General features: G+C 54.3%; 38 protein-coding genes. 35 read left to right on the top strand and 3 right to left on the bottom strand.

What is annotated here, in order from left to right; genetic code table 11:
* Positions 1–6 precede the first annotated feature (6 nt).
* From tuf to V7080_RS08045, 35 genes are all read left to right on the top strand, one after another.
* The gene (gene tuf / locus V7080_RS08215) at positions 7–1,197 is read left to right on the top strand and encodes an elongation factor Tu (RefSeq protein ID WP_326858039.1); all 1,191 of its coding nucleotides are present in this window, start codon (positions 7–9) and stop codon (positions 1,195–1,197) included.
* An 83-nt stretch (positions 1,198–1,280) separates the two neighbouring features.
* Positions 1,281–1,619, top strand: coding sequence for a 30S ribosomal protein S10 (gene rpsJ / locus V7080_RS08210; RefSeq protein ID WP_326858040.1), 339 nt, complete (start codon positions 1,281–1,283; stop codon positions 1,617–1,619).
* 161 nt (positions 1,620–1,780) lie between these two features.
* Positions 1,781–2,485: a 50S ribosomal protein L3 gene (rplC, locus tag V7080_RS08205; protein WP_442947203.1), complete on the top strand. Its 705-nt coding sequence runs from the start codon at positions 1,781–1,783 to the stop codon at positions 2,483–2,485.
* A 3-nt stretch (positions 2,486–2,488) separates the two neighbouring features.
* Positions 2,489–3,109: a 50S ribosomal protein L4 gene (gene rplD / locus V7080_RS08200; protein ID WP_334187905.1), complete on the top strand. Its 621-nt coding sequence runs from the start codon at positions 2,489–2,491 to the stop codon at positions 3,107–3,109.
* On the top strand, positions 3,106–3,423 hold the full coding sequence (rplW, locus tag V7080_RS08195; RefSeq protein ID WP_326858043.1) for a 50S ribosomal protein L23: 318 nt from the start codon (positions 3,106–3,108) through the stop codon (positions 3,421–3,423). Before rplD ends, rplW begins: the two co-directional genes overlap by 4 nt.
* Positions 3,423–4,250, top strand: a complete 828-nt coding sequence (gene rplB / locus V7080_RS08190) for a 50S ribosomal protein L2 (RefSeq protein ID WP_334187904.1) — start codon at positions 3,423–3,425, stop codon at positions 4,248–4,250. The genes rplW and rplB overlap by 1 nt, the downstream gene beginning before the upstream one ends.
* Positions 4,251–4,260: 10 nt before the next feature.
* Positions 4,261–4,536, top strand: coding sequence for a 30S ribosomal protein S19 (gene rpsS, locus V7080_RS08185; protein WP_326858045.1), 276 nt, complete (start codon positions 4,261–4,263; stop codon positions 4,534–4,536).
* Positions 4,537–4,542: 6 nt separating this feature from the next.
* The gene (gene rplV / locus V7080_RS08180) at positions 4,543–4,875 is read left to right on the top strand and encodes a 50S ribosomal protein L22 (RefSeq protein ID WP_326858047.1); all 333 of its coding nucleotides are present in this window, start codon (positions 4,543–4,545) and stop codon (positions 4,873–4,875) included.
* A gap of 9 nt (positions 4,876–4,884) precedes the next feature.
* On the top strand, positions 4,885–5,724 hold the full coding sequence (gene rpsC / locus V7080_RS08175) for a 30S ribosomal protein S3 (protein WP_334187903.1): 840 nt from the start codon (positions 4,885–4,887) through the stop codon (positions 5,722–5,724).
* A 2-nt stretch (positions 5,725–5,726) separates the two neighbouring features.
* The gene (gene rplP / locus V7080_RS08170; RefSeq protein ID WP_334187902.1) at positions 5,727–6,146 is read left to right on the top strand and encodes a 50S ribosomal protein L16; all 420 of its coding nucleotides are present in this window, start codon (positions 5,727–5,729) and stop codon (positions 6,144–6,146) included.
* Between the two features lie 12 nt (positions 6,147–6,158).
* Entirely contained in the window at positions 6,159–6,350 is a 192-nt protein-coding gene (gene rpmC / locus V7080_RS08165) for a 50S ribosomal protein L29 (RefSeq protein WP_334187901.1), read from the top strand.
* Entirely contained in the window at positions 6,350–6,622 is a 273-nt protein-coding gene (rpsQ, locus tag V7080_RS08160; RefSeq protein ID WP_334187900.1) for a 30S ribosomal protein S17, read from the top strand. The genes rpmC and rpsQ overlap by 1 nt, the downstream gene beginning before the upstream one ends.
* A gap of 228 nt (positions 6,623–6,850) precedes the next feature.
* Positions 6,851–7,219, top strand: coding sequence for a 50S ribosomal protein L14 (rplN, locus tag V7080_RS08155; protein ID WP_014004403.1), 369 nt, complete (start codon positions 6,851–6,853; stop codon positions 7,217–7,219).
* Between the two features lie 9 nt (positions 7,220–7,228).
* Positions 7,229–7,543, top strand: a complete 315-nt coding sequence (rplX, locus tag V7080_RS08150) for a 50S ribosomal protein L24 (RefSeq protein ID WP_334187899.1) — start codon at positions 7,229–7,231, stop codon at positions 7,541–7,543.
* A 6-nt stretch (positions 7,544–7,549) separates the two neighbouring features.
* Complete coding sequence (gene rplE, locus V7080_RS08145) at positions 7,550–8,089, top strand: 50S ribosomal protein L5 (RefSeq protein ID WP_334187898.1); 540 nt, start codon at positions 7,550–7,552, stop codon at positions 8,087–8,089.
* 7 nt (positions 8,090–8,096) lie between these two features.
* A complete protein-coding gene (gene rpsN / locus V7080_RS08140) occupies positions 8,097–8,402 on the top strand; it encodes a 30S ribosomal protein S14 (RefSeq protein ID WP_326858053.1) in 306 nt (101 codons plus the stop codon).
* 14 nt (positions 8,403–8,416) lie between these two features.
* A complete protein-coding gene (rpsH, locus tag V7080_RS08135; protein WP_334187897.1) occupies positions 8,417–8,812 on the top strand; it encodes a 30S ribosomal protein S8 in 396 nt (131 codons plus the stop codon).
* 10 nt (positions 8,813–8,822) lie between these two features.
* Positions 8,823–9,356 (top strand): 50S ribosomal protein L6, encoded by a 534-nt coding sequence (rplF, locus tag V7080_RS08130; protein WP_334187896.1) that lies wholly within the window; start codon positions 8,823–8,825, stop codon positions 9,354–9,356.
* Positions 9,357–9,368: 12 nt separating this feature from the next.
* Entirely contained in the window at positions 9,369–9,731 is a 363-nt protein-coding gene (gene rplR / locus V7080_RS08125; protein WP_326858056.1) for a 50S ribosomal protein L18, read from the top strand.
* 12 nt (positions 9,732–9,743) lie between these two features.
* Positions 9,744–10,265: a 30S ribosomal protein S5 gene (gene rpsE / locus V7080_RS08120; RefSeq protein ID WP_326858057.1), complete on the top strand. Its 522-nt coding sequence runs from the start codon at positions 9,744–9,746 to the stop codon at positions 10,263–10,265.
* A 9-nt stretch (positions 10,266–10,274) separates the two neighbouring features.
* Complete coding sequence (gene rpmD, locus V7080_RS08115) at positions 10,275–10,454, top strand: 50S ribosomal protein L30 (RefSeq protein WP_326858058.1); 180 nt, start codon at positions 10,275–10,277, stop codon at positions 10,452–10,454.
* Positions 10,455–10,482: 28 nt separating this feature from the next.
* Positions 10,483–10,914, top strand: a complete 432-nt coding sequence (gene rplO, locus V7080_RS08110; protein WP_334187895.1) for a 50S ribosomal protein L15 — start codon at positions 10,483–10,485, stop codon at positions 10,912–10,914.
* 40 nt (positions 10,915–10,954) lie between these two features.
* A complete protein-coding gene (gene secY, locus V7080_RS08105; RefSeq protein WP_334187894.1) occupies positions 10,955–12,286 on the top strand; it encodes a preprotein translocase subunit SecY in 1,332 nt (443 codons plus the stop codon).
* Between the two features lie 23 nt (positions 12,287–12,309).
* A complete protein-coding gene (gene infA, locus V7080_RS08100; RefSeq protein ID WP_005663428.1) occupies positions 12,310–12,528 on the top strand; it encodes a translation initiation factor IF-1 in 219 nt (72 codons plus the stop codon).
* Positions 12,529–12,605: 77 nt separating this feature from the next.
* The gene (gene rpmJ, locus V7080_RS08095; protein WP_014004415.1) at positions 12,606–12,719 is read left to right on the top strand and encodes a 50S ribosomal protein L36; all 114 of its coding nucleotides are present in this window, start codon (positions 12,606–12,608) and stop codon (positions 12,717–12,719) included.
* 27 nt (positions 12,720–12,746) lie between these two features.
* A complete protein-coding gene (rpsM, locus tag V7080_RS08090) occupies positions 12,747–13,112 on the top strand; it encodes a 30S ribosomal protein S13 (protein WP_334187893.1) in 366 nt (121 codons plus the stop codon).
* Between the two features lie 33 nt (positions 13,113–13,145).
* On the top strand, positions 13,146–13,550 hold the full coding sequence (gene rpsK, locus V7080_RS08085; RefSeq protein ID WP_151632719.1) for a 30S ribosomal protein S11: 405 nt from the start codon (positions 13,146–13,148) through the stop codon (positions 13,548–13,550).
* A 178-nt stretch (positions 13,551–13,728) separates the two neighbouring features.
* On the top strand, positions 13,729–14,352 hold the full coding sequence (rpsD, locus tag V7080_RS08080; RefSeq protein WP_334187892.1) for a 30S ribosomal protein S4: 624 nt from the start codon (positions 13,729–13,731) through the stop codon (positions 14,350–14,352).
* 94 nt (positions 14,353–14,446) lie between these two features.
* Positions 14,447–15,424 (top strand): DNA-directed RNA polymerase subunit alpha, encoded by a 978-nt coding sequence (locus V7080_RS08075; protein WP_334187891.1) that lies wholly within the window; start codon positions 14,447–14,449, stop codon positions 15,422–15,424.
* A gap of 140 nt (positions 15,425–15,564) precedes the next feature.
* Entirely contained in the window at positions 15,565–15,960 is a 396-nt protein-coding gene (gene rplQ / locus V7080_RS08070) for a 50S ribosomal protein L17 (RefSeq protein WP_326858065.1), read from the top strand.
* 113 nt (positions 15,961–16,073) lie between these two features.
* Entirely contained in the window at positions 16,074–17,006 is a 933-nt protein-coding gene (gene nodI / locus V7080_RS08065) for a nodulation factor ABC transporter ATP-binding protein NodI (RefSeq protein ID WP_334187890.1), read from the top strand.
* Between the two features lie 2 nt (positions 17,007–17,008).
* Positions 17,009–17,794: an ABC transporter permease gene (locus V7080_RS08060; RefSeq protein WP_334187889.1), complete on the top strand. Its 786-nt coding sequence runs from the start codon at positions 17,009–17,011 to the stop codon at positions 17,792–17,794.
* A gap of 28 nt (positions 17,795–17,822) precedes the next feature.
* Complete coding sequence (cutA, locus tag V7080_RS08055; RefSeq protein ID WP_334187888.1) at positions 17,823–18,155, top strand: divalent-cation tolerance protein CutA; 333 nt, start codon at positions 17,823–17,825, stop codon at positions 18,153–18,155.
* 64 nt (positions 18,156–18,219) lie between these two features.
* Positions 18,220–20,037, top strand: a complete 1,818-nt coding sequence (dsbD, locus tag V7080_RS08050; protein ID WP_442947202.1) for a protein-disulfide reductase DsbD — start codon at positions 18,220–18,222, stop codon at positions 20,035–20,037.
* 123 nt (positions 20,038–20,160) lie between these two features.
* A complete protein-coding gene (locus tag V7080_RS08045; RefSeq protein WP_334187887.1) occupies positions 20,161–20,799 on the top strand; it encodes a peroxiredoxin in 639 nt (212 codons plus the stop codon).
* Between the two features lie 57 nt (positions 20,800–20,856).
* Here the strand turns inward: V7080_RS08045 and V7080_RS08040 are convergent, their stop codons facing one another.
* The 3 genes from V7080_RS08040 to hemB all read right to left on the bottom strand — a co-directional run bounded on the left by V7080_RS08040 (position 20,857) and on the right by hemB (position 24,289).
* Complete coding sequence (locus tag V7080_RS08040) at positions 20,857–21,966, bottom strand: magnesium transporter CorA family protein (protein WP_334187886.1); 1,110 nt, start codon at positions 21,964–21,966, stop codon at positions 20,857–20,859.
* Entirely contained in the window at positions 21,944–23,200 is a 1,257-nt protein-coding gene (locus tag V7080_RS08035) for a sterol desaturase family protein (protein ID WP_334187885.1), read from the bottom strand. Before V7080_RS08035 ends, V7080_RS08040 begins: the two co-directional genes overlap by 23 nt.
* Positions 23,201–23,275: 75 nt before the next feature.
* Entirely contained in the window at positions 23,276–24,289 is a 1,014-nt protein-coding gene (gene hemB, locus V7080_RS08030) for a porphobilinogen synthase (protein ID WP_334187884.1), read from the bottom strand.
* Between the last annotated feature and the right edge of the window lie 242 nt (positions 24,290–24,531).

Here is a 24,531-nt window from a genome sequence, read left to right as displayed (position 1 = left end):
TCTAAAATGGCAAAAGGCAAGTTTGAGCGGACCAAGCCGCACGTGAATGTAGGCACGATTGGTCACGTTGACCATGGCAAGACCACACTGACGGCGGCAATTGCAACGGTGTTGTCGGCCAAGTTTGGCGGCGAAGCGAAAAAGTATGATGAAATCGATGCGGCGCCAGAAGAAAAGGCACGCGGCATCACCATCAATACCGCACACGTTGAATACGAAACCGCCAACCGCCACTACGCGCACGTTGACTGCCCAGGCCACGCCGACTATGTGAAAAACATGATCACCGGCGCCGCGCAGATGGACGGCGCCATCCTGGTGTGCTCGGCAGCCGACGGCCCGATGCCGCAAACCCGTGAACACATCCTGCTGGCACGCCAGGTCGGTGTGCCGTTCATCATCGTGTTCCTCAACAAGTGCGACATGGTCGACGATGCCGAGCTGCTCGAGCTGGTCGAAATGGAAGTGCGCGAGTTGCTGTCGAAGTACGAGTTTCCTGGTGACGACCTGCCCATCGTGCGCGGTTCCGCCAAGCTGGCGCTGGAAGGCGACAAGGGCGAGCTGGGCGAGCAGGCCATCATGAAGCTGGCCGAAGCGCTGGACACCTACATCCCGACGCCGGAGCGTGCCATTGACGGCGCCTTCCTGATGCCGGTGGAAGACGTGTTCTCGATCTCCGGTCGCGGCACCGTGGTGACCGGTCGCGTTGAGCGCGGCATCATCAAGGTTGGCGAAGCCATCGAAATCGTCGGTATTCGCGACACCCAGCAAACCACCTGCACCGGCGTGGAAATGTTCCGCAAGCTGCTCGACCAGGGCCAGGCGGGCGACAACGTGGGCGTGCTGCTGCGCGGCACCAAGCGTGAAGACGTCGAGCGTGGCCAGGTGCTGGCCAAGCCGGGTTCGATCAAGCCGCACAAGCATTTCACCGGCGAGATCTATGTGCTGTCGAAGGATGAGGGTGGCCGTCATACGCCGTTCTTCAACAACTACCGTCCGCAGTTTTACTTCCGCACCACCGATGTGACCGGTGCGATCGAACTGCCGGAAGGCAAAGAGATGGTGATGCCGGGTGACAACGTGTCGATCACGGTGAAGCTGATCAACCCGATCGCCATGGAAGAAGGCCTGCGCTTCGCTATCCGCGAAGGTGGTCGTACCGTCGGCGCCGGCGTCGTCGCTAAAATCATCGAGTAATTTTGTTGCAGAACTAACCGCTCTTTGACTACACACCGTCGCGGGTGCCTTCGCGCCCGCGACTTGCTCTTTTAAGGAAAATCATGCAACAAAACCTCGCAAAGCAGAATCTCGTAAAGCAAAAAATCCGGATTCGCCTGAAGGCATTCGACTACCGCTTGATCGATCAGTCGGCACTTGAAATCGTCGAAACCGCCAAGCGCACCGGTGCGGTTGTCAAAGGCCCCGTGCCGCTCCCAACCCGCATTCAGCGCTTTGATATTCTGCGCTCCCCGCACGTCAACAAGACTTCGCGCGACCAGTTCGAAATTCGTACGCATCAGCGTTTGATGGACATCGTCGATCCAACAGACAAGACGGTCGACGCACTTATGAAGCTCGACTTGCCAGCCGGCGTGGACGTCGAAATCAAACTGCAATAAACAAACTGCATCAAAATCTGCGCATACCACATATTTCGCACTCGCAGGTTGTGGAATGAAAAAACGCAGGTTATAATGTTCGGCTTCGGTATTGCTGCGGGTTTTCCGCAGCAATACGTTTTAGTAGTACAAACATCAGCCCCGCCCAATCGCAGGCGGGAATGGAGAAAACAATGAGCCAAAATCTTGTGGATAACAAGGTTGAGGGTAAGCGTTTGGGTCTTGTCGGCCGCAAGGTCGGCATGATGCGCATCTTTACAGAAGACGGCGACAGCATTCCTGTTACGGTCCTGGATGTATCCAACAATCGTGTTACCCAGATCAAGACTCCTGAAACAGACGGTTATTACGCTGTTCAAGTCGCATACGGTCAACGTCGCGCTTCCCGCGTGAACAAGGCAGAAGCCGGTCACCTCGCAAAAGCAGGTGTTGAGGCAGGTACAGTTCTCAAAGAATTTCCCATCGATGCCGCTAAAGCGGCTGAGCTCAAGACCGGCGACGTCATTGCCATCGGCATGTTCGAGGCTGGTCAAAAAGTTGACGTGCAAGGCGTCTCGATCGGTAAGGGCTATGCTGGCACAATCAAGCGGTACAACTTTAGTTCCGGTCGTGCAACCCACGGTAACTCGCGTTCGCACAACGTGCCGGGTTCCATCGGTATGGCGCAGGACCCTGGACGCGTTTTCCCAGGCAAGCGCATGACGGGTCATATGGGTGACGTAACCTGCACCACACAGAACTTGGAAATTGCTCGCGTCGATGCGGAGCGCCAATTGCTGATGGTCAAGGGTGCAGTGCCGGGCGCAAAGAACGGGCAAGTGATCGTACGTCCCGCAGTCAAAGTCAAAGCAAAGAAGGGGGGCTAAGCGATGGAACTCAAGCTCCTGAATGATCAAGGTCAATCGTCGTCCAACGTAGCAGCTCCCGATACAATTTTCGGTCGCGACTACAATGAAGCATTGATTCACCAACTGGTCGTTGCTTACCAGGCCAACGCGCGCAGCGGAAACCGGAAGCAGAAAGACCGTGAGGAAGTGCATCACACAACCAAAAAGCCGTGGCGCCAGAAAGGTACTGGTCGCGCTCGTGCTGGTATGTCGTCGTCGCCGTTGTGGCGCGGAGGCGGTCGTATCTTCCCAAATACGCCCGACGAAAACTTCTCGCACAAAGTCAACAAGAAGATGTATCGCGCAGGTGTCTGCTCGATCCTGTCCCAGTTAGCACGCGAAGGCCGTTTGTCAGTGGTGGAGGCAATGTCGGTAGATGCGCCAAAAACTAAACTGCTGTCGCAAAAACTGAAAGGCATGGGTCTTGACTCCGTGCTGGTTATTACTGACAACCTCGATGAGAACTTGTTGCTTGCCTCGCGCAATCTTCCAAATGTGATGATCGTCGAGCCACGTCATGCTGATCCGGTCTCTTTGGTGTTCTATAAGAAGGTTTTGATCACCAAGCCGGCGTTGGCCAAGATTGAGGAGATGCTGGCATGAGCGCAGTCATCAAACACAGTGAAGAGCGACTGATGAAAGTGCTGCTCGCGCCGGTGATTTCTGAAAAGGCAACCTTCGTTGCAGAGAAAAACGAGCAGGTCGTCTTTCTCGTCATGCAAGATGCGACCAAGTTGGAAATCAAAGCTGCGGTGGAATTGCTCTTCAAGGTCCAAGTCGAGTCCGTTCAAGTTGCAAACCGCCAAGGTAAACAAAAGCGTGCCGGTCGTTTTACAGGCCGCCGCAATCACACCCGCCGGGCATTTGTATGTTTAAAGCCAGGTCAAGAAATCAACTTCACCGAGGAGGCTAAATAATGGCACTCGTTAAAGTGAAACCGACCTCCGCCGGACGTCGCGGTATGGTAAAGGTCGTCAATCCTGACCTGTACAAAGGCCGTCCGTTCGCCGGTCTGGTTGAGAAAAAATCGAAAAGTGCAGGCCGGAATAACAACGGTCACATTACTACTCGCCACATCGGCGGTGGTCATAAACAGCACTATCGCGTGATCGACTTCCGTCGTAACAAAGACGGGATCACTGCCAAAGTCGAGCGTATCGAGTACGACCCGAATCGTACTGCAAATATTGCACTGCTATGCTATGCAGATGGTGAGCGTCAATACATCATCGCTCCAAAAGGCGTCGGAGTAGGCGATCAGTTGATGAATGGTTCGGAAGCGCCGATCAAAGCAGGCAACTGCTTGCCAATCCGGAATATTCCGGTAGGCACAACAATGCACTGCGTTGAAATGTTGCCAGGTAAAGGTGCGCAGATGGCACGTACCGCTGGTGCTGGTGTGGTACTGATGGCGCGTGAAGGTACATACGCGCAGGTGCGCCTCCGCTCGGGCGAAGTGCGGCGCGTACATATCGAGTGCCGCGCAACGGTCGGTGAAGTAGGTAATGGCGAGCACAACCTCCGCAAGATCGGTAAGGCCGGTGCAATGCGTTGGCGTGGCGTTCGTCCAACGGTTCGTGGTGTCGTGATGAACCCGATCGACCACCCGCACGGTGGTGGCGAAGGACGTACCGCCGCAGGTCGTCATCCGGTATCGCCATGGGGCCAGCAGACAAAGGGCAAGAAGACGCGGCGCAACAAGCGCACGACTTCAATGATCGTCTCGCGCCGTGGCAAGAAATAAGGGGTAACACATGACACGTTCACTGAAAAAAGGGCCGTTCTGTGACGCCCATCTGATCAAAAAGGTCGAGGCCGCGCAAGCAGCCAAGGACAAAAAGCCAATCAAAACATGGTCGCGTCGTTCGACGATCATGCCAGATTTTATCGGCTTGACGATCGCGGTACACAACGGCAAGCAGCATGTGCCGGTGTATATCTCTGAAAACATGGTTGGTCACAAGCTCGGCGAATTTGCGCTGACCCGGACGTTTAAGGGTCACGCTGCTGATAAAAAGGCTAAGAAATAAGGTCCGATGATGGAAACTAAAGCTACTCTCCGTGGCGCACGCCTGTCGGCCCAAAAAGGCCGACTCGTCGCCGACCTGATCCGCGGCAAAAAGGTCGATCAAGCACTGAACATCCTGACGTTTAGCCCGAAGAAAGGCGCCGTCTTGATCAAGCAAGTGCTCGAGTCCGCCATAGCAAACGCCGAGCACAACGATGGCGCCGATATTGACGAGCTGAAGGTCACGACAATCTACGTCGAGAAGGGCTCTGTCCTTAAGCGCTTTACGGCGCGGGCTAAAGGCCGCGGCGATCGCATTTCGAAACAATCCTGTCACATTTACGTGACTGTCGGTAATTAAGGGGTCACGATGGGACAGAAGATACATCCAACCGGGTTCCGCCTTTCGGTTACCCGCAACTGGGGTTCACGTTGGTACGCAGGCAACGGAAATTTCGCCAGCATGCTCAACGAGGATCTCGATGTTCGCGCATACCTGAAGAAGAAGCTGAAAAACGCATCCGTCGGTCGAGTAGTCATCGAGCGTCCGGCAAAGAATGCACGCATCACAATTTTCAGCTCTCGTCCTGGTGTCGTGATCGGGAAGAAGGGCGAGGACATTGAAGTCCTGAAAACCGATTTGACGAAGCTGATGGGCGTGCCGGTGCATGTGAACATCGAAGAGATTCGCAAGCCTGAAACTGATGCGCAACTTATCGCTGATTCGATCGCGCAGCAGCTCGAAAAGCGGATCATGTTTCGACGTGCAATGAAGCGTGCGATGCAAAATGCAATGCGACTCGGCGCGCAAGGCATCAAGATCATGTCGTCCGGACGTCTGAACGGTATTGAGATTGCCCGCCGCGAGTGGTATCGCGAAGGCCGCGTACCTCTGCACACCCTTCGCGCAGACATCGATTACGGTTTTGGCGAGGCGGAAACTACCTATGGCATCATTGGCATCAAGGTTTGGGTCTACAAAGGTGATCGACTTGCCAGCGGAGAAGCGCCAACGATTGAAGCGCCGTCCGATGACGACAAAAAGCGCCGCGGCCCACGTCGCGACGATGGTAAGCCTGGTGGCCGCCCACGTCCAAAAAAAGCTGATGGCTCAGACGCCGGAGCCCCAGCCAACACCTTGGCCAGCAAGCGCGTTCGTGCCCCTAAGAAGCCGGACGGCACCACGCCGGCTGAGAAAGCAGGAGAATAAACATGCTGCAACCAGCACGCAGGAAGTATCGTAAGGAACAAAAGGGCCGCAACAAAGGCATTTCGCATGAGCGTGGCACAGCCGTGTCGTTTGGCGAATTCGGCCTGAAGGCGGTAGGTCGTGGTCGAATCACAGCTCGCCAAATTGAGGCGGCGCGCCGTGCGATGACCCGTCATATCAAACGTGGTGGCCGTATCTGGATCCGCATTTTCCCGGATAAGCCAATTTCGCAAAAGCCTGCCGAAGTCCGCATGGGTAACGGAAAAGGCAATCCGGAATACTACGTGGCTGAAATCCAGCCGGGCAAAGTGCTATACGAGATGGACGGCGTCGACGAAGCGCTGGCTCGCGAGGCGTTCCGCCTTGCTGCAGCCAAGTTGCCTTTGTCGACAACATTCGTGATCCGTCAAGTCGGCCAATAACTGGAGTGAACAATGAAAGCATCTGAACTCCGCGGTAAAGACGACGCGGCTCTCGCAAAAGAGCTCAACGATTTGCTTAAAGCACAATTCAGTCTGCGCATGCAAATTGCAACTCAGCAACTGAATAACACATCACAGCTAAAAAAAGTTCGTCGCGACATCGCACGCGTGAAAACAGTCATGAATCAGAAGGACGCCAAGTAATGAACGATCAAGTGAAACCTGCGCTCAAGCGCACGCTGATTGGCAAAGTCGTCTCCGACAAAATGGACAAGACTGTCACGGTACTGGTCGAAAACCGAGTCAAGCACCCCCTGTACGGCAAGATCGTCATGCGCTCCAAAAAATATCACGCACATGACGAAAGCAACCAGGTGAAGGAAGGCGACACGGTCGAGATCCAGGAAGGGCGTCCGATCTCCAAAACCAAAGCGTGGAATGTGACTCGTGTTGTCCAAGCTGCGCAAATAGTCTAAAAAAGTATTGCGCGATCGGCCCTTGGCTGAGATAATGTTTGGCTTCGTTCTGGCAAACTCTTCTGCAAGAGCGCGGTTGTAACGACCGGCATCGCAAGTGCTCGTAGCAGCTGTTTTTTAACTCCACCTCATCGGCGCGGCTTTATGTTCCAGGCGGCTGACGGGACCAAGACTGACCGCAGCGCCGCATCAGGTGGTGCAGCGGATTAAGTTGGGAAAGAAAATACTATGATTCAAACTGAAAGCCGGCTCGAAGTGGCCGACAATACCGGTGCGCGTGAAGTCATGTGCATTAAGGTGCTTGGTGGATCCAAGCGTCGTTACGCCAGCATCGGCGACGTCATTAAAGTCACCGTTAAAGTCGCCGCGCCGCGAGGCCGTGTAAAAAAAGGCGAAATCTACAATGCGGTCGTGGTTCGCACTGCCAAGGGTGTGCGTCGTCAGGATGGCTCGCTGGTGAAGTTCGATGGCAACGCCGCTGTACTGTTGAACGCAAAGCTTGAGCCGATTGGCACACGTATTTTTGGGCCGGTCACGCGCGAGTTGCGTACCGAGCGTTTCATGAAAATCGTGTCGCTCGCGCCAGAAGTTCTGTAAGGAGTTGTCGTGGATAAAATTCGAGCAAAGGACGAAGTCATCGTCCTGACTGGTAAAGACAAGGGCAAGCGTGGTGTTGTCAAACAGCGCGTCGACGCCAATTACATTGTGGTCGAAGGCGTAAATGTCGCAAAGAAAGCGACTCGTCCTAACCCGATGACCGGCAATACAGGTGGCATCGTCGATAAGCTGATGCCGATTCATGTGTCTAATGTGGCGTTGTTTAATGCCGCAACAGGCAAGGCAGATCGCGTGGCTTTTAAAGATGTGGATGGCAAAAAAGTTCGCATCTACAAGTCTAACGGCGAAGTCGTTAAGGTTTAAGACATCATGGCCCGTCTCCAAGAATTCTACAAAGAAAAAGTCGTCAACGACCTGACAACCAAGTTTGGTTACAAGTCAGTGATGGAAGTGCCACGCCTGACGAAAATTACGCTCAATATGGGGCTGTCGGAAGCCGTCGCAGATAAAAAAATCATCGAGCATGCTGTTGGTGATCTGACCAAGATTGCGGGTCAAAAGCCCGTGGTTACCAAGGCTCGTAAGGCGATTGCGGGCTTCAAGATCCGCGAGGGTTATCCGATCGGATGCATGGTAACCCTGCGTGGTGCACGCATGTACGAGTTTCTCGATCGCTTGATTACAGTAGCCTTGCCGCGTGTGCGCGACTTTAGAGGTGTGTCCGGTCGAGCATTCGATGGGCGAGGTAACTACAACATCGGCGTGAAAGAGCAGATTATTTTCCCCGAGATCGAGTACGACAAGATTGACGCGCTGCGCGGTATGAACATCAGCATCACTACGACAGCGAAGACCGACGACGAAGCGAAGGCGCTTCTCGCCGCATTTAAATTTCCGTTCAGAAACTGAGGCTGCCATGGCAAAACTGGCACTGATTAACCGTGAACAAAAGCGTGCAGACCTGGTAAAGAAATACGCAGGCAAGCGCGCCGAGTTGAAGGCAATCATCGACGATCAATCCAAATCTGAAGAAGAGCGTTACGAAGCGCGCTTGAAATTGCAAGCGCTTCCACGTAATGCAAATCCGACGCGGCAGCGCAACCGCTGCGCGCTTACTGGTCGTCCGCGCGGCACTTTCCGTAAATTCGGTTTGGCCCGTACTAAGATCCGTGAAATCGCCATGCGTGGTGAAATTCCCGGAATGACAAAAGCTAGCTGGTAATAGGAGAACATGTAATGAGTATGAGCGATCCTATCGCCGATATGCTGACCCGCATTCGCAATGCCCAGGGTGTGCAAAAAACTACGGTTGCCATGCCTTCTTCCAAGGTAAAAATCGCGATCGCTAACGTCTTGAAAGACGAAGGTTATATTGAGGATTTTGCGGTAAGTGAAGATTCCGGCAAGACCGAACTCAAAATCGGTCTTAAATATTATGCTGGCCGCCCAGTAATTGAGCGACTTGAGCGGGTATCACGCCCAGGTCTGCGGATTTACAAGGGTAAGAATGATATTCCCAACGTCATGAACGGACTGGGCGTGGCGATTGTTTCGACACCAAAAGGCGTCATGACGGATCGTAAGGCGCGCGCCACAGGAGTTGGTGGCGAAGTGATTTGCTACGTCGCTTAAGGAGTGCAAGATGTCTCGTGTAGGAAAAATGCCGATTGCACTGCCAAAGGGCGCTGAAGCGACCATTGCAGCAGAGCAAATCGTTGTAAAAGGACCCTTGGGTCAACTGACCCTCGCGTTAACTGGGCAGGTTGTTGTTAAGAACGACAGTGGCACATTAAGTTTCGCTCCAGCGGACGACAGTCGCGAAGCAAACGCGATGACTGGGACTGTGCGCGCGTTGGTTAACAACATGGTGAATGGCGTCACCAAGGGTTTTGAAAAGAAATTAAGCTTGGTTGGCGTGGGCTATCGTGCGCAAGCACAAGGTGAGAAATTGAATCTGTCGCTAGGTTTTTCTCACCCGATCGTCCACCAGATGCCTCCTGGCGTGAAGTGTGAAACGCCTTCTCAGACTGAAATCTTGATCAAGGGCGTCGACCGTCAGCAGGTTGGTCAAGTGGCCGCCGAAGTTCGTGCTTACCGTAGTCCTGAGCCTTATAAAGGTAAGGGTGTTCGCTATGCGGACGAGGTAGTCACGCTTAAAGAAACCAAGAAGAAGTAATAGGGGTTGACGATGGATAAGAAACAATCACGTCTGCGCCGCGCACGTCAAACGCGTGCCAAGATCGCAGAACTCAAAGTGAACCGCTTGGCGGTGCATCGTACCAACCTGCATATTTACGCAAATATTATTGGTCCAGATGCGCAGGTCCTGGCTTCTGCATCGACGCTCGAAGCCGAAGTGCGGCAGGAGCTTGCCGGAAAGTCCGGTAAGGGCGGAAACGCAGCTGCGGCAGCGCTGGTCGGTAAACGAGTCGCTGAGAAAGCGCTCAAGGCCGGCATTGCTGAGGTGGCATTTGATCGATCCGGTTTCCGTTATCACGGACGTGTGAAGGCAGTTGCCGAAGCAGCCCGCGAAGCCGGTCTGAAGTTCTAAGGAAGAGTCGTCATGGCAAAAATGCAAGCTAAAGTGCAGCAAGGCGAAGAGCGCGACGATGGTATGCGCGAGAAAATGATCGCGGTAAACCGTGTGACGAAAGTCGTCAAGGGTGGCCGTATCATGGGTTTTGCAGCGCTCGCCGTTGTTGGCGACGGTGATGGTCGAATTGGCATGGGCAAAGGCAAGTCAAAGGAAGTGCCAGTTGCGGTCCAGAAGGCGATGGAAGAAGCGCGCCGCAAAATGATTAAGGTTTCATTGAAAAACGGGACATTGCAGCATACCGTCACAGGTAAGCACGGTGCATCCTCAGTGATGATCTCCCCGGCAAAAGACGGTACTGGTGTCATCGCCGGCGGTCCGATGCGCGCGATATTCGAAGTGATGGGTGTAACCAATGTGGTGGCGAAGTCGAACGGTTCGACGAATCCATACAATATGGTGCGTGCCACTCTGGATGGTCTGTCGAAGATGAACACCCCGTCGGAGATTGCTGCAAAACGCGGCAAATCCGTTGAAGATATCCTGGGCTAAGGTGACTTTATGACAAACACAGTCAAAGTAAAGCTGGTCAAAGGGCTGATCGGCACCAAGCAAAGCCACCGTGCTACGGTTCGCGGCTTGGGTCTGCGTCGCGTGAACTCAGTGTCCGAATTGCAGGACACGCCGGCAGTTCGCGGCATGATCAACAAGGTCTCATATCTCGTGAAAGTGGTGTCGTAAACCGAGCGGTTTGCGAACGGAGAAAATAATGGAATTGAATAGCATTCAGCCAGCCGAAGGCGCTAAACACTACAAGCGCCGTGTAGGTCGCGGCATTGGTTCCGGCATCGGCAAGACTGCTGGTCGTGGACACAAGGGCCAAAAGTCGCGCGCAGGTGGGTTCCACAAAGTCGGATTCGAGGGCGGTCAGATGCCGCTGCAGCGTCGTTTGCCGAAACGTGGTTTCAAATCCGCAGCAGCGCCGTATAAAGCCGAAGTTCGGTTGTCGGATCTGGAAAAACTTCCCGTCGCCGAAGTTGATATGCTCGCACTAAAACAGGCCGGGCTCGTGTCCGAACTGGCCCGTGTCGTTCGCATCATTAAGGCAGGCGAGATCACGAAGAAGCTGAGCATCACTGGATTGATTGCGACAAAAGGCGCGAAAGCGGCTATTGAAGCCGCCGGCGGTTCGGTTGCTTAAGCGGTACTTGCGTTTGCAATCACCTGGTTCGGAGCACTAATTGGCAACAACCCCTCAACTCGCCAAGAGCGCAGCAAGCGGATTCCCCTGGGGACGCTTGTGGTTTTTGCTTGCCGCTTTGGTGGTGTATCGTATCGGCGCACATATTCCTGTGCCAGGAATTGACCCGACTCAGCTGGCAGAACTGTTCAAGCAAAACCAGGGCGGCATCCTGGGAATGTTTAATATGTTTTCCGGTGGGGCGCTTTCACGGTTTACCGTATTCGCATTGGGCATCATGCCGTACATTTCGGCTTCGATCATCATGCAGTTGATGTCGATCGTGTCGCCGCAATTGGAGGCGTTGAAGAAAGAAGGCGAAGCGGGGCGACGCAAGATTACGCAGTACACCCGATACGGCACTCTGGTGCTCGCGACCTTCCAGGCGCTTGGAATTGCAGTTGCGCTTGAATCGCAAGCTGGCTTGGTGCTGGATCCAGGTTTGGCATTTCGATTCACCACGGTAGTCACGCTGGTAACCGGCACCATGTTTTTGATGTGGCTCGGTGAACAAATTACCGAACGTGGTCTGGGTAACGGTATCTCCATCATTATTTTTGCAGGTATCGCTGCAGGTTTGCCGAGCGCGTTGGGTGGGTTGTTTGAACTGGTCCGCACAGGGTCGATGAGTGCGTTGTCTGCAATCTTGATATGCCTTATCGTTGCAGCAGTAACATTCATTGTCGTGTTTATCGAACGCGGCCAGCGCAAGATTCTCGTGAACTACGCGAAGCGCCAGGTCGGCAACAAGATATATGGTGGTCAGAGCAGTCATTTGCCGCTGAAGTTGAATATGGCTGGGGTTATTCCGCCGATCTTTGCTTCGTCGATTATTCTGTTTCCGGCGACGATCACCAGTTGGTTCACGTCAGGTGACACGACTAATCCGTTCGTTCGTTTCTTGAAAGACTTGGCAGCCTCGTTAGCACCTGGTGAGCCAATCCATGCGTTGTTGTATGCAGTTGCGATCGTATTTTTCTGCTTTTTCTATACGGCTCTGGTATTCAACAGCAAGGAAACTGCCGAGAATTTGAAAAAGAGTGGCGCGTTTGTGCCGGGTATCCGTCCCGGGGATCAAACCGCGAGATATATCGACAAGATCCTGATGCGCTTAACACTTGCGGGAGCGTTGTACATCACGCTGGTGTGCTTGTTGCCTGAGTTCTTGATCGCACGTTGGAAGGTACCATTCTATTTTGGCGGGACCTCATTGTTGATCATCGTTGTAGTCACCATGGATTTCATGGCGCAAGTACAGAACTATGTGATGTCTCAGCAATATGAGTCGCTGCTGCGGAAAGCTAATTTCAAGGGCGGAATTCCTACGCGATAAGCGTGGGACAGCGAAGAGACCGAATGGCAAAAGACGATGTTATTCAGATGCAGGGAGAGATTCTTGAGAATCTTCCGAATGCAACATTTCGAGTCAAGTTGGAAAACGGGCACGTAGTTCTCGGGCATATTTCCGGCAAGATGCGAATGAACTATATTCGAATCCTGCCGGGAGATAAGGTAACAGTTGAGCTGACTCCCTATGATTTGAGCCGGGCGAGAATCGTGTTCCGGACGAAGTAATGTGTTTTGGTAGGGATGGAGTTGCGGTTCGCTTTACTCCGTTGCGTAATGTTTAAAAATCAAGGAAAGAGGGCGAAATGAAAGTGCTCGCATCAGTTAAGCGGATCTGCCGCAACTGCAAAATCATCAAGCGCAAAGGCGTTGTTCGTGTTATCTGCACGGAACCACGTCATAAGCAGCGCCAAGGTTAATTAACGTTATTGATCGAGGAATAACGAATGGCACGTATTGCAGGGGTTAACATCCCCAACCATCAACATACTGTAATCGGCTTGACGGCCATCTTTGGCATTGGTCGTCCGCGCGCTCAACAGATCTGCGAGACAACAGGTGTACTGACGACCAAAAAGGTCAAGGACCTGGACGACAACGAGCTTGAGAAGCTGCGCGACGAAATCGGCAAATTTGTTGTCGAAGGCGATTTGCGTCGTGAAGTGTCGATGAGCATCAAGCGCTTGATGGACCTTGGTTCATATCGCGGCTTGCGTCATCGCAAAGGGCTCCCGGTTCGCGGACAGCGCACTCGCACCAATGCTCGGACCCGTAAAGGACCGCGCAAGGCTGCAGCGTCGTTGAAGAAATAATCCCGGTAAGTCGTCGGATCCAAGGAAATCATTATGGCAAAAGCCCCTAATAACGCCGCTGCAGCACGCGTGCGCAAGAAAGTCAAAAAGAACGTTGCAGAAGGTATTGCGCACATCCACGCATCTTTCAACAACACGATCATCACCATCACCGACCGTCAGGGCAACGCCTTGTCGTGGGCGACATCGGGCGGCGCGGGTTTCAAGGGCTCTCGTAAATCCACACCGTTTGCGGCCCAGGTTGCTGCGGAAGCCGCTGGCAAGGTCGCTGTGGAGTGTGGCGTTAAGAATCTGGAAGTTCGGATCAAAGGACCAGGGCCTGGTCGTGAGTCCGCAGTACGTGCGCTCAACAATCTCGGCATCAAGATTACGCAGATCCAGGATGTGACGCCTGTGCCGCACAACGGCTGCCGTCCTCCCAAGCGTCGCCGTATTTAAAATTTGAAAGCTGTGATCGAGCTTGTCTCGGTTACAGATTTCGAGGCTGTAAGTTGCCCGCCAATATTCTTGGCGGGTTTTGTTCTTAAGACCACCGTCTGATTGAAATGGAATCAGACTAGCGCCTGGCAAGTCCGTACGGCTTGGACGGGGCGTCATTTATCAATAAGGAAATAACGTGGCACGTTACATTGGACCAAAAGCAAAACTTTCCCGCCGCGAAGGCACTGACCTTTTCTTGAAGAGCGCACGTCGTTCGCTGGACTCCAAGTGCAAACTGGATTCCAAGCCAGGTCAACATGGTCGTACCTCCGGTGCCCGTACATCTGACTACGGCAACCAGCTGCGCGAAAAGCAGAAGGTAAAGCGCATGTACGGTATCCTTGAGCGCCAGTTCCGCCGCTACTTCGCTGAAGCGGATCGTCGCAAGGGCAACACCGGTGAAAACCTGTTGAAGCTGCTCGAATCTCGCCTCGACAATGTTGCATATCGCATGGGCTTCGGCTCTACGCGCGCAGAAGCGCGCCAGATGGTAAGCCACAAGGCGTTTACCGTGAATGGCAATGTCGTGAATATTGCTTCCTTTCAGGTCAAGGCTGGTGATGTCGTTGCGGTACGGGAGAAGGCGAAGAAGCAGGCTCGTATTGTGGAAGCCCTGTCGCTGGCTGAACAGACCGGTATGCCGACCTGGGTTTCCGTCGATTCCAAAAAAATGGAAGGTGTATTCAAGTCGATGCCAGACCGCACGGAAATTGCCAATGACGTCAATGAATCGCTGATCGTCGAATTGTATTCCCGCTAATCAGTTTTCCGGCCTGCCCTTCAAGGCAGGCTTTTTTCGTAATGCCATCAGCCTTATCGGTGTAACGAGCCGAGGGTATTGAAAAGGACATTTCATGCAAAACAGTTTGTTGAAGCCCCGTATCATCGAAGTGGAAGCCTTAGGTGCCGGCAACGCCAAAGTTGTTATGGAGCCGTTTGAGCGCGGTTACGGCCATACTCTGGGCAACGCCCTGCGTCGTGTACTGCTGTCCTCCATGGTTGGCTATGCGCCTACCGAAGTGACGATCGCCGGTGTCGTGCACGAGTACTCGTCGCTTGACGGTGTGCAGGAAGACGTCGTTGACATGCTTCTGAACCTGAAGGGCGTGGTCTTCAAGCTGCATAACCGTGACGAAGTCACACTGACTCTGCGTAAAGAAGGTGAGGGCGCCGTCTATGCATCGGACATCGATCTTCCGCATGACGTTGAACTGGTCAACCCGGATCACGTCATCGCGCATTTGACAGCGGGCGGTAAGCTCGACATGCAGATCAAGGTGGAAAAAGGCCGGGGCTATGTGCCTGGCAACGTCCGCCGTCTCTCGGAAGATGCTAACAAGACAATTGGTCGCATCATCCTCGACGCTTCGTTCTCCCCGGTCCGCCGTGTATCCTACGCTGTCGAATCCGCTCGTGTGGAACAGCGTACCGACCTCGACAAACTGGTCATCAACATCGAGACCAACGGCGTTATATCGCCGGAGGAAGCGATCCGTCAGTCCGCTCGCGTGCTGGTCGATCAGCTCAATGTCTTTGCTGCGCTGGAAGGTACGGAAGCAGCCGCTGAAGCGCCGTCACGTGCACCGTCGGTCGACCCAATCCTGCTTCGTCCAGTCGATGATCTGGAACTCACAGTCCGTTCCGCGAACTGCCTCAAAGCCGAAAACATTTATTACATCGGTGACCTGATCCAGCGCAGCGAGAATGAATTGCTGAAGACCCCGAATCTCGGACGTAAGTCCTTGAACGAAATCAAGGAAGTGCTTGCTTCGCGCGGTTTGACCTTGGGAATGAAACTTGAAAACTGGCCGCCAGCCGGTTTGGAAAAGTAATTTGAAGTAATTGGAATTGCCTTCCTGTTCCGGAAGGCAATTTCTCGGCATCACTAATTTTTAACGTTTACTCATCACCGGCCCGCGACATGTAGTCGATAGAAGAGCTGGACTCAAACTCGAAACTGAAAGGAAATACCATGCGTCACCGTCACGGCCTCCGTAAACTGAACCGCACATCGTCTCACCGTCTTGCCATGCTTCGCAACATGACCGTCTCCCTGCTGCGTCACGAAGCCATCAAGACCACCCTGCCGAAAGCAAAAGAATTGCGTCGCGTTGTCGAGCCTATCCTCACACTGGGCAAGACCGATTCGCTGGCCAACAAGCGACTGGCATTCAGCCGTCTGCGTGATCGTGAGATGGTGGTCAAGCTTTTTGCCGAACTCGGTCCGCGTTATGCTACCCGTAACGGCGGTTACCTTCGCATCCTGAAAATGGGCTTCCGCCAGGGTGACAATGCGCCGATGGCGTTTGTTGAACTGGTCGATCGTCCGGAACTCAGCGAAGCGACCGAAGTACAGACTGCAGAATAACTTCGCAGTCGTACCGATTAAAGGAGCCAGGCACATCGCTTGGCTTTTTGCATTCTGCTGTAGCCGCATTCCACCTCAAGAGCGAAATTCGTTCTTGCGCCATAATGTCGAGCATGCCTGAATCCAGCATCCTCACAGTCTCCGACCTCCATAAGAGTTATGGCGGCGGTAACAACAAAAACATCGTTGTGAATGGCCTTTCGTTTTCACTGCGCCAGGGCGAGTGCTATGGGCTTCTCGGGCCAAACGGCGCTGGAAAGACAACGACCTTGCGGCTTTGTCTCGGGCTTACCTCGCCGGATAAGGGGAAAATTTCCTTGGTGGGGAAACCTGTGCCGGCGCAAGCACGCGCCGCCCGCCTTCGCGTCGGTGTGGTTCCGCAATCGGATAACCTGGATCCGGATTTTACCGTAGAAGAAAACCTGCTGGTGTTCGGCCGCTACTTCGGGATCGACGATGCGCAGATTCGTGCCCGCATACCCAAGTTATTGGAGTTTGCCAGCCTGACAGCAAAGAAAGATGCACGTATCACCGAACTTTCCGGCGGCATGCGGCGGCGGCTCACTCTTGCCCGCGCGCTGGTGAACGATCCAGACCTCATTTTCATGGATGAGCCTACAACGGGACTTGATCCGCAGGCCCGGCACCTTATTTGGGATAGATTGAAGGCGCTGCTGGCCGAAGGCAAGACAATTTTATTGACGACGCATTTCATGGATGAAGCGGAGCGTTTATGCGACCGCCTTGCGGTAATCGATCACGGCCAGCTGATTGCGGAAGGGGCGCCGCGCGATCTTATCCGCGAGCATATCGAGGCGGAAGTGATTGAGGTGTATGGCGACAATGCGCATGCATGGAGCAGGAGTGTCGGACGCCAGCAAGCCGCCCGCACGGAGATCAGCGGAGAAACGGTGTTTTGCTACACCAACGACGCAGGGGCACTTTTAAGCGGGTTGCACGTGACAGAAGGCGTGCGCTATTTGCATCGCCCCGCAAACCTCGAAGACTTGTTCCTGAAGCTCACCGGAAGGGAGATGCGGGATTGAAGATGAGCAATACCCTGTTCGAACTTCCCCGGTTCTCCTGGCGATTCTTTCCAATTTGGCGGCGCAATTTTCTGGTTTGGAAAAAGCTTGCCGTGGTCAGTGTGCTGGGCAATATCGCTGATCCGTTGATTACGTTGATCGCATTCGGGTATGGCTTGGGAAGCCTGCTCAAAACCGTCGAAGGCATACCGTACATCCAGTATCTTGCCTCCGGTTCAATCTGCATGTCGGTCATGATGGCGGCGTCGTTTGAAGCACTGTACTCTGCGTTTTCCCGCATGCATGTACAACGGACCTGGGATGCATTGCTAAATGCGCCACTGGCACTGGATGACGTCGTGCTGGCAGAAATGCTATGGGCAGCAACGAAATCCATATTTTCCGGTATTGCGATCGTCGCGGTGCTTTTCACGCTGGGTATCGGACTGCATTGGCATACCGTAGTTGTGTTACCGGTTTTGTTCTTGATCGGCATGACCTTCGCCTCGCTGGGCCTAGTGGTCAACGCCTTCGCAAAAGGCTACGATTTCTTTACCTACTATTTCACGCTTCTATTGACGCCAATGATTTTTGTGTCAGGCGTGTATTATCCAATCACGCAATTGCCCCTCTGGCTGCAGGAGGTGGCGCGCTTTCTCCCATTGAGCGCCGCGGTAAATCTCGTCCGGCCGATGATTCTCGGTGGTTGGCCGGAGACGCCGATGACCGACCTGGCCGTTCTGATCGGATATTGTGTCGCAGGTTATTATGCGGCGACGATCATGACGCGCCGTCGCTTGCTCAAATAGATGTCAATGCTGACCGATCAATCTCACTATGCAACAAGCCCTACTTGTAATAACGAATGTGCCGGACGCTGCGAGCGCGAATACTCTGACCCGGCACATACTGGATCAGCGCCTTGCCGCATGCGTCAATATATTGCCGCCTGTGCAATCGGCATATCGATGGAAGGGGGCAATTGAAGAAGCGAGCGAAATTCCGGTGCAAATTAAAACCATGCAGGATCGGTATGCTGATCTGGAATCCGCCATCAGGAGCATGCATCCCTACCAGGTGCCGGAAATCATCGCCCTGCCGATCGCGGGAATTTCGGCGGCCTACTTGGAATGGCTAATACAGGAAACGCGAAAGCATCAGGACGTATAAGGCAATGCAAACCAGCAACACAATCTGGATGTACGGGAACCGAATGATTCGGAATGGCGAGCGCATGTTAAACCAAGGGCTATCGCTGTTCATGGCGCTCGGGCTGCTCGCCGTCATGCTGCTGATGCAGCCGCCCGCAATTGCCGCCGACGATTACCTGGCACCGGAAGTGGCGTTCAAGTTTTCAGCGAAGATGGCGGACGAAAAAACCGTTGAAATTACTTACCGCATCGCCGACGGCTATTACATGTACCGGGAACCCTTTGCATTCAAGGCCGATGGCGCGACCTTGGGCGCGCCAGTGATTCCACCGGGGAAAATCAAATTCGATGAGACGTTTCAGAAAGATGTGGAAACGTATCGAACGTCCATCACCATCAGGTTGCCCGTGGAGGCTGCCGGCAGCTTCAACCTGACGGCAACCAGCCAGGGATGTGCAGACGCCGGATTATGTTACTCGCCGATGGAGTCGCAGGCGAAGTTGTCGCCGAAAGGCGGCGGCCTGCTTGCAGCAATCACCGCGGCGCGGACCGAACCTGCCGGCATGACTACACCTCCTGTCGCCGTTGCAGCCCCGTCCGCCACTACTAGTGTTCCTTCAGGCAATGTTCAAGACTCCGACATGGGCAGGATCGAAGCGTCGTTGAAAAGCGGGAAGTTGCTGGCGATTGTGCCATTGTTCATACTCCTCGGCCTGGGATTGTCCTTTACACCCTGCGTGTTGCCGATGGTGCCGATCCTGTCATTCATCATCGTGGGCGAAGGAGCGCAGACGCAGCGCTCGCGAAGTTTTACGCTATCCGTAGTGTATGCCTTGGGAATGGCGCTTGTGTACACGGCGCTGGGCATCGCGGCTGGCTTGATCGGGGAGGGGCTCTCGGCAGCTCTGCAGAAGCCATGGATACTGGCCCTCTTCGCCGCAATGATGGCGATACTGTCCCTGTCCATGTTCGGCGTTTATCAGTTGCAGATTCCCGCTTCAATCCAAACCAAACTGTCCAATTTTTCCGCGCGCCAATCCGGCGGAAAGCTGGTCGGCGTCTTTGCCATGGGAGCCATTTCCGCCTTGATCGTCGGGCCTTGTGTCGCCGCACCGCTGGCAGGCGCGCTGGTGTACATCAGTCAGACACGGGACGTCGTGGTTGGCGGCAGCGCGTTGTTTGCCATGGCCGTCGGCATGAGCGTTCCATTGCTTCTGGTGGGGCTGTCCGCAGGCGCATTGCTGCCGCGCGCGGGTGCCTGGATGGAAGGCGTAAAGCGCTTCTTTGGCGTGTTGATGTTGGGACTGGCGCTGTGGATTGCATCGCCTTTGATACCGCCTGCCACGCAAATGTTCGGCTGGGCGGCGCTGGGCATCGGCTATGGTGCGTATTTGCTTTTCAATCGCTTGGGTGCATGGCCTGCCAAGGCCATCGGTTTGATCTTTGCTGCATTGGGCTTATTGCAATTGGTGGGCGTGGCCACCGGTGGGCGGGATGTCTTGGAGCCGCTGGCCCATCTGACGAAAAGTCACGTGGGTAAAGTCGAGTTCGTACGGGTTCGGTCGAATGGCGAACTGGATGCCGTGCTGGCCCGGTCTAAAGGCAAAACCGTCATGCTGGATTTTTATGCGGACTGGTGTGTTTCATGCAAGGAAATGGAAAAGTTCACATTTTCCGATCCGCGCATTCAAGCCCGGTTTTCCGATATGGTGCTGCTCCAGGCGGATGTAACAGCCAATAACGCCGACGATAAGGCTTTGTTGAAGCGATTCAAGCTCTTCGGCCCCCCCGGCATTATTTTCTTCGACAAGGAAGGCAGGGAAATCCAGGGAGGACGTGTCATCGGCTACCAGAACGCGGATAAGTTCAACCAGTCACTTGGGTTGGTTACGAGTTTTTAAGGCAGGAGAATTTCCGGGAAGGATGCTTATATGAGAACCGATATAAGCTGCTAATTTCCTTGTTGTTGATGGCGAGGCGTTGTACGAATATATTTATTGCTGCATAACTTTTGGGAGATGGACATGACATTGCGTCTTGGTGATATTGCCCCGGATTTCGAACAGGATTCTTCGATCGGGAAAATCAAATTTCATGAATGGGCCGGCGATTCCTGGGTCGTGCTGTTTTCCCACCCAGCGGATTTCACTCCGGTATGCACCACGGAACTCGGACTGACGGCGAAGCTGAAGTCGGACTTCGACAAGAGGAATGTGAAGGCGATCGCCTTGTCGGTGGACCCGGCGGACAAGCATGTGCAGTGGATCAAGGATATCGAGGAAACACAAAATACGGTAGTCGGTTTTCCGATCATTGCCGATGCGGACAAGTCAGTCGCGGCCTTGTACGACATGATCCATCCGAATCAGTCCGAAACGATGACGGTACGTTCGTTGTTCGTGATCGACCCCAAGAAGAAGATCCGCCTGACGATTACGTACCCGATGAGCACCGGCCGCAATTTCGATGAAATCTTGCGTGTCATCGATGCCCTGCAGCTCACCGACGGCTATACGGTGGCAACCCCGGGCAACTGGCGCGATGGCGATGATGTCATCATTCCGCTGACGATCCAGGACGAGGCTGTGATCAAGCAAAAATATCCAAAGGGCTACACCGCACCGCGCCCCTATCTGCGCCTGACACCGCAACCGAACAAATAAGGTTTCAAAAAAAGCGCCCGGCAATTGGGCGCTTTTTTTACGAGCTCCCTCAATCCGCTATTTTCGATTGTCGAAAGCGCGATCTTCGAGATATCGCTTCTGCCGGAAATACAGCAGCATGACGACTACCAGCAGCAGCATTGCACCGATGGTGATCCAAAATCCTCCACGGTCTTTCAGAAGCGGCAGGTAATCGAAATTCATGCCGAAAATGCCGGTAATTAATGTAAGCGGCATGAACAGCGCCGTGATCACCGTCAAGGTCCGCATGATCTCACTGGTGCGATGCGCCATGAGAGAGAAATGAATCTGCACGGCAGATTCGATGGATGATTCCAGTCGACGGGCATGGTTGAGTACGCGGCTGATGTGCTCGATCACATCGTTGACCCGAACCAGCAAGAGATCGGATTCCTTTCGATCGTCAGTATTGCCCCTGACATCAATCACATAGTCGCGCAACTCCTGCAGGGCGTCGAACTGCCCTTCGCAAAGATGATCGAGTTTGCGCAACTCGATGCGTGCATCAAGCAATGCCAGCCAATCGTTGAACGGGCGACGCGGATTCAGCAGCGCGTGCTGCCAGCGGTCGATCTGTGCCGTCAGCGGTTGTCGCAATTCGAGATACTGGTCCACCATCGCATTCAGCAGGCGAAGCATCAATTCTTCCGGCGATACCGGAGGGCGCGCCGTATTCAAACCGCCGTCTCGCTTGTGCTTGTAATCCAGCAGTCGGTTACGGGTTGCTTCCACGGTGCGACTACGCGCCGCATGGACCGTGATCAGAGTACGGCCGATTAGCAGGAAGGTCACCGGCTTGGTAGCCAATTTGGCGAGTGCCGGGGGTACCTTGCGTTTGCTGCTGTCATCCGCTGGCAATGCCGGCGGGTCGTTTTGACCATTCAAATCCAGTTTGCGAAAAACCACCAATGCATAATCCTGCGTGGAATCGAAATAGGAAGGATGGGACAGGTTAGTAATGTCGAGCAAGTGCGGGTCGTAGATATGCACTCCCGTCATTTCTTCAACGGCGTTGCGCCACGATTGCACATCGGCGGCAACTTCATCGTGTGTCGCATCGAGCCAGAGAAATTCTTCCCCGGATATGTCGACTGGCGTTTCTGTGATGCGGGAAACCTGCTGCTTACTGATGAGAAAAATGTCCATGCGGTGCGGGAAGAGTTTTCAAAACGATCCATAGCGCAGCCAGCGCGACGAACGCCGATGCCACGATCGCGCCTTGTATTGTGGCAGGCAGGGCGGCTACGCCGAACCATGAGCCTGTCACCAGTACGCCGACCGCGGTGCCACCAAGCCGGATCGACTCAAGTATGGCGTAGCCGGAGGCGCGTTCCATCAGGCCGCCGATGATCCATAGCCCCGCTCCAAGCCAGCCGGCGTAGGCGATTCCCTGCCAGCCGGGAATGGTGTTGTGCGCGGCGAGAAAATGCGTTGTCGTCAGCAACAGGATGGTGAACTGCACCAGGCAGTAAACCTGTTCCGACCGCGTGAGTTCGGGGTTATACAACGGGTGCTGTATATCAAAATCGGTCTTCGGGCTGGCTACCTCGATATCGGCCGGTCGCCATCCAGGTTTGGCAAACAGCAGGCGCACCTTGTCGGTCAAATAGCGCGTGCGCCACGCATCCTGTGCAATCGATTTGTACACCTCGACATTTGCCCAGAGAGGATTCCAGCTGCGAAGCGGGCTGCGCGTGCCATACACGACCGGCTCGTCGTTGCGTTCTTCGATAAAGGAGCCGAACATCCGGTCCCAGACGATAAGGATGCCGCCATAGTTTTTATCGAGATACACATCATTGACCGCATGATGCACGCGATGATTCGACGGCGACACGAAGACGCGGTCAAACCATCCCAGCTTGCCGATTTGTTGGGTGTGGACCCAGAATTGGTAGAGCAGATCGATTAATGCCACCGCGGCGAACACTTCCAGCGGATAGCCGAGTAACGCCATGGGGACATAGAAGATCCAGCCGAGCAATGCGCCGCTGCTGGTCTGGCGCAACGCGGTCGAGAGGTTGTAGTCCTCGCTCTGATGATGGACGACATGCGCCGCCCAGAGGATGTTGACTTCGTGGCTCATGCGATGCAGCCAGTAATAGCAGAAGTCATAGAGCAATAAACCCGACACCCACACCCACAGGCTGTCCGCCGGCAGCGTGAACAGGGAGACATGTTCGAGAAGCCAGGCATATATGCCGATACGCAGCAGGCGCATGAAGACGCCGCTGATCTGGCTGAGAACGCCGAGGCTGATGCTGTTGATGGCGTCGTTGATACGGTAGGTATTGCGTCGGCGCAGCGCGCCGACGATCAATTCAATGAAGATGAGTAAGAAAAATACCGGCGTCGCCAGCGTAATGACTTTTTCCTCCATCATTGCCTCCGTTTGCCGCCGAAGCGGCAATTTTTAATTGTCAGGCAATGTTAGCTGAAAAGGGGGGCCTGCGGATCACCCGAGCTTCAGCCGGCGGGCAATGTCACGTGCGAAGTAGGTCAGAACGCCATCGGCGCCGGCACGCTTGAATGCCAGCATGGATTCCATCATCGCCTTGTCGTGATCGAGCCAGCCATGCTGCGCTGCGGCCTTGATCATCGCGTACTCGCCGCTCACCTGATACGCAAAGGTCGGCACCTTGAACTCATCCTTGACCCGTCGCACGATATCCAGGTAGGGCATGCCCGGCTTGACCATTACCATGTCGGCGCCTTCCGCGATATCCAGCGCAACCTCGCGCAGCGCCTCATCGCTGTTGGCTGGATCCATCTGGTAAGTGGCCTTGTCGCCCTTGCCAAGATTGGCTGCCGAGCCGACCGCATCGCGGAATGGGCCGTAAAACGCGGACGCGTATTTGGCGGAATACGCCATGATGCGGGTGTAGATAAAACGGTGGGACTCCAGGCCTGCGCGAATTGCGCCGATCCGGCCGTCCATCATATCGGACGGGGCCACGATATCAACTCCGGCTTCCGCCTGGACCAACGCCTGTTTCACCAGAAGTGCGCAGGTTTCATCGTTGAGCACATAGCCGTCCTGGTTGATGACGCCGTCCTGGCCATGGCTGGTGTAGGGATCCAGGGCGACATCGGTCAGGATGCCAAGCTCCGGAAACCGCTGCTTGAGCTCGCGCACCGCCCTCGGAACCAGGCCGTCGGGATTGGTCGCTTCGATGCCATCAGGCGTCTTCAACGTCGGATTAATGACCGGGAAGAGCGCCATGACCGGGATGCCGAGTGCAACGCAATCTTCCGCCACCGTCAGCAGCAGGTCGACGGAAAGCCTTTCCACTCCGGGCATCGAGGCCACTTTTTCACGGTGATTTTCGCCCTCAACGATGAAAACCGGATAGATCAAATCCGAGGTGGTGATAACGTTTTCCCGCATCATTGCCCGGGAAAAGGCGTCCTTGCGCATGCGGCGCATCCGGATGGCGGGGAAAGTGGGTTTGGAAGATTGGTTGGCCATGTCGATATGAATTAACGATCTGAATCAGCGAGAAAAGTAAGATACAAAAATGATGAATTTTCGTATGGAAATATGAAACTTTTTTGGCCCTGCTCCATCTCAGGAATAGGTGATCACTCACCTCCCGCTTCTCCTCCCTGAGCGGGGCCATATCGTAGCATTAGCGATAAGGCGTTACTGCCCTGGAGATCTTCCCCTTTCTCCAGGGCTTTTTTTCGTCCGCGATCGATACTGCGATTCAA

This window comes from Noviherbaspirillum sp., from assembly GCF_036846085.1.
GTDB lineage: Bacteria > Pseudomonadota > Gammaproteobacteria > Burkholderiales > Burkholderiaceae_D > Noviherbaspirillum.
Note: the sequence above shows the minus strand (reverse complement) of the source record. Positions and strands in the feature narration are given on the sequence as shown.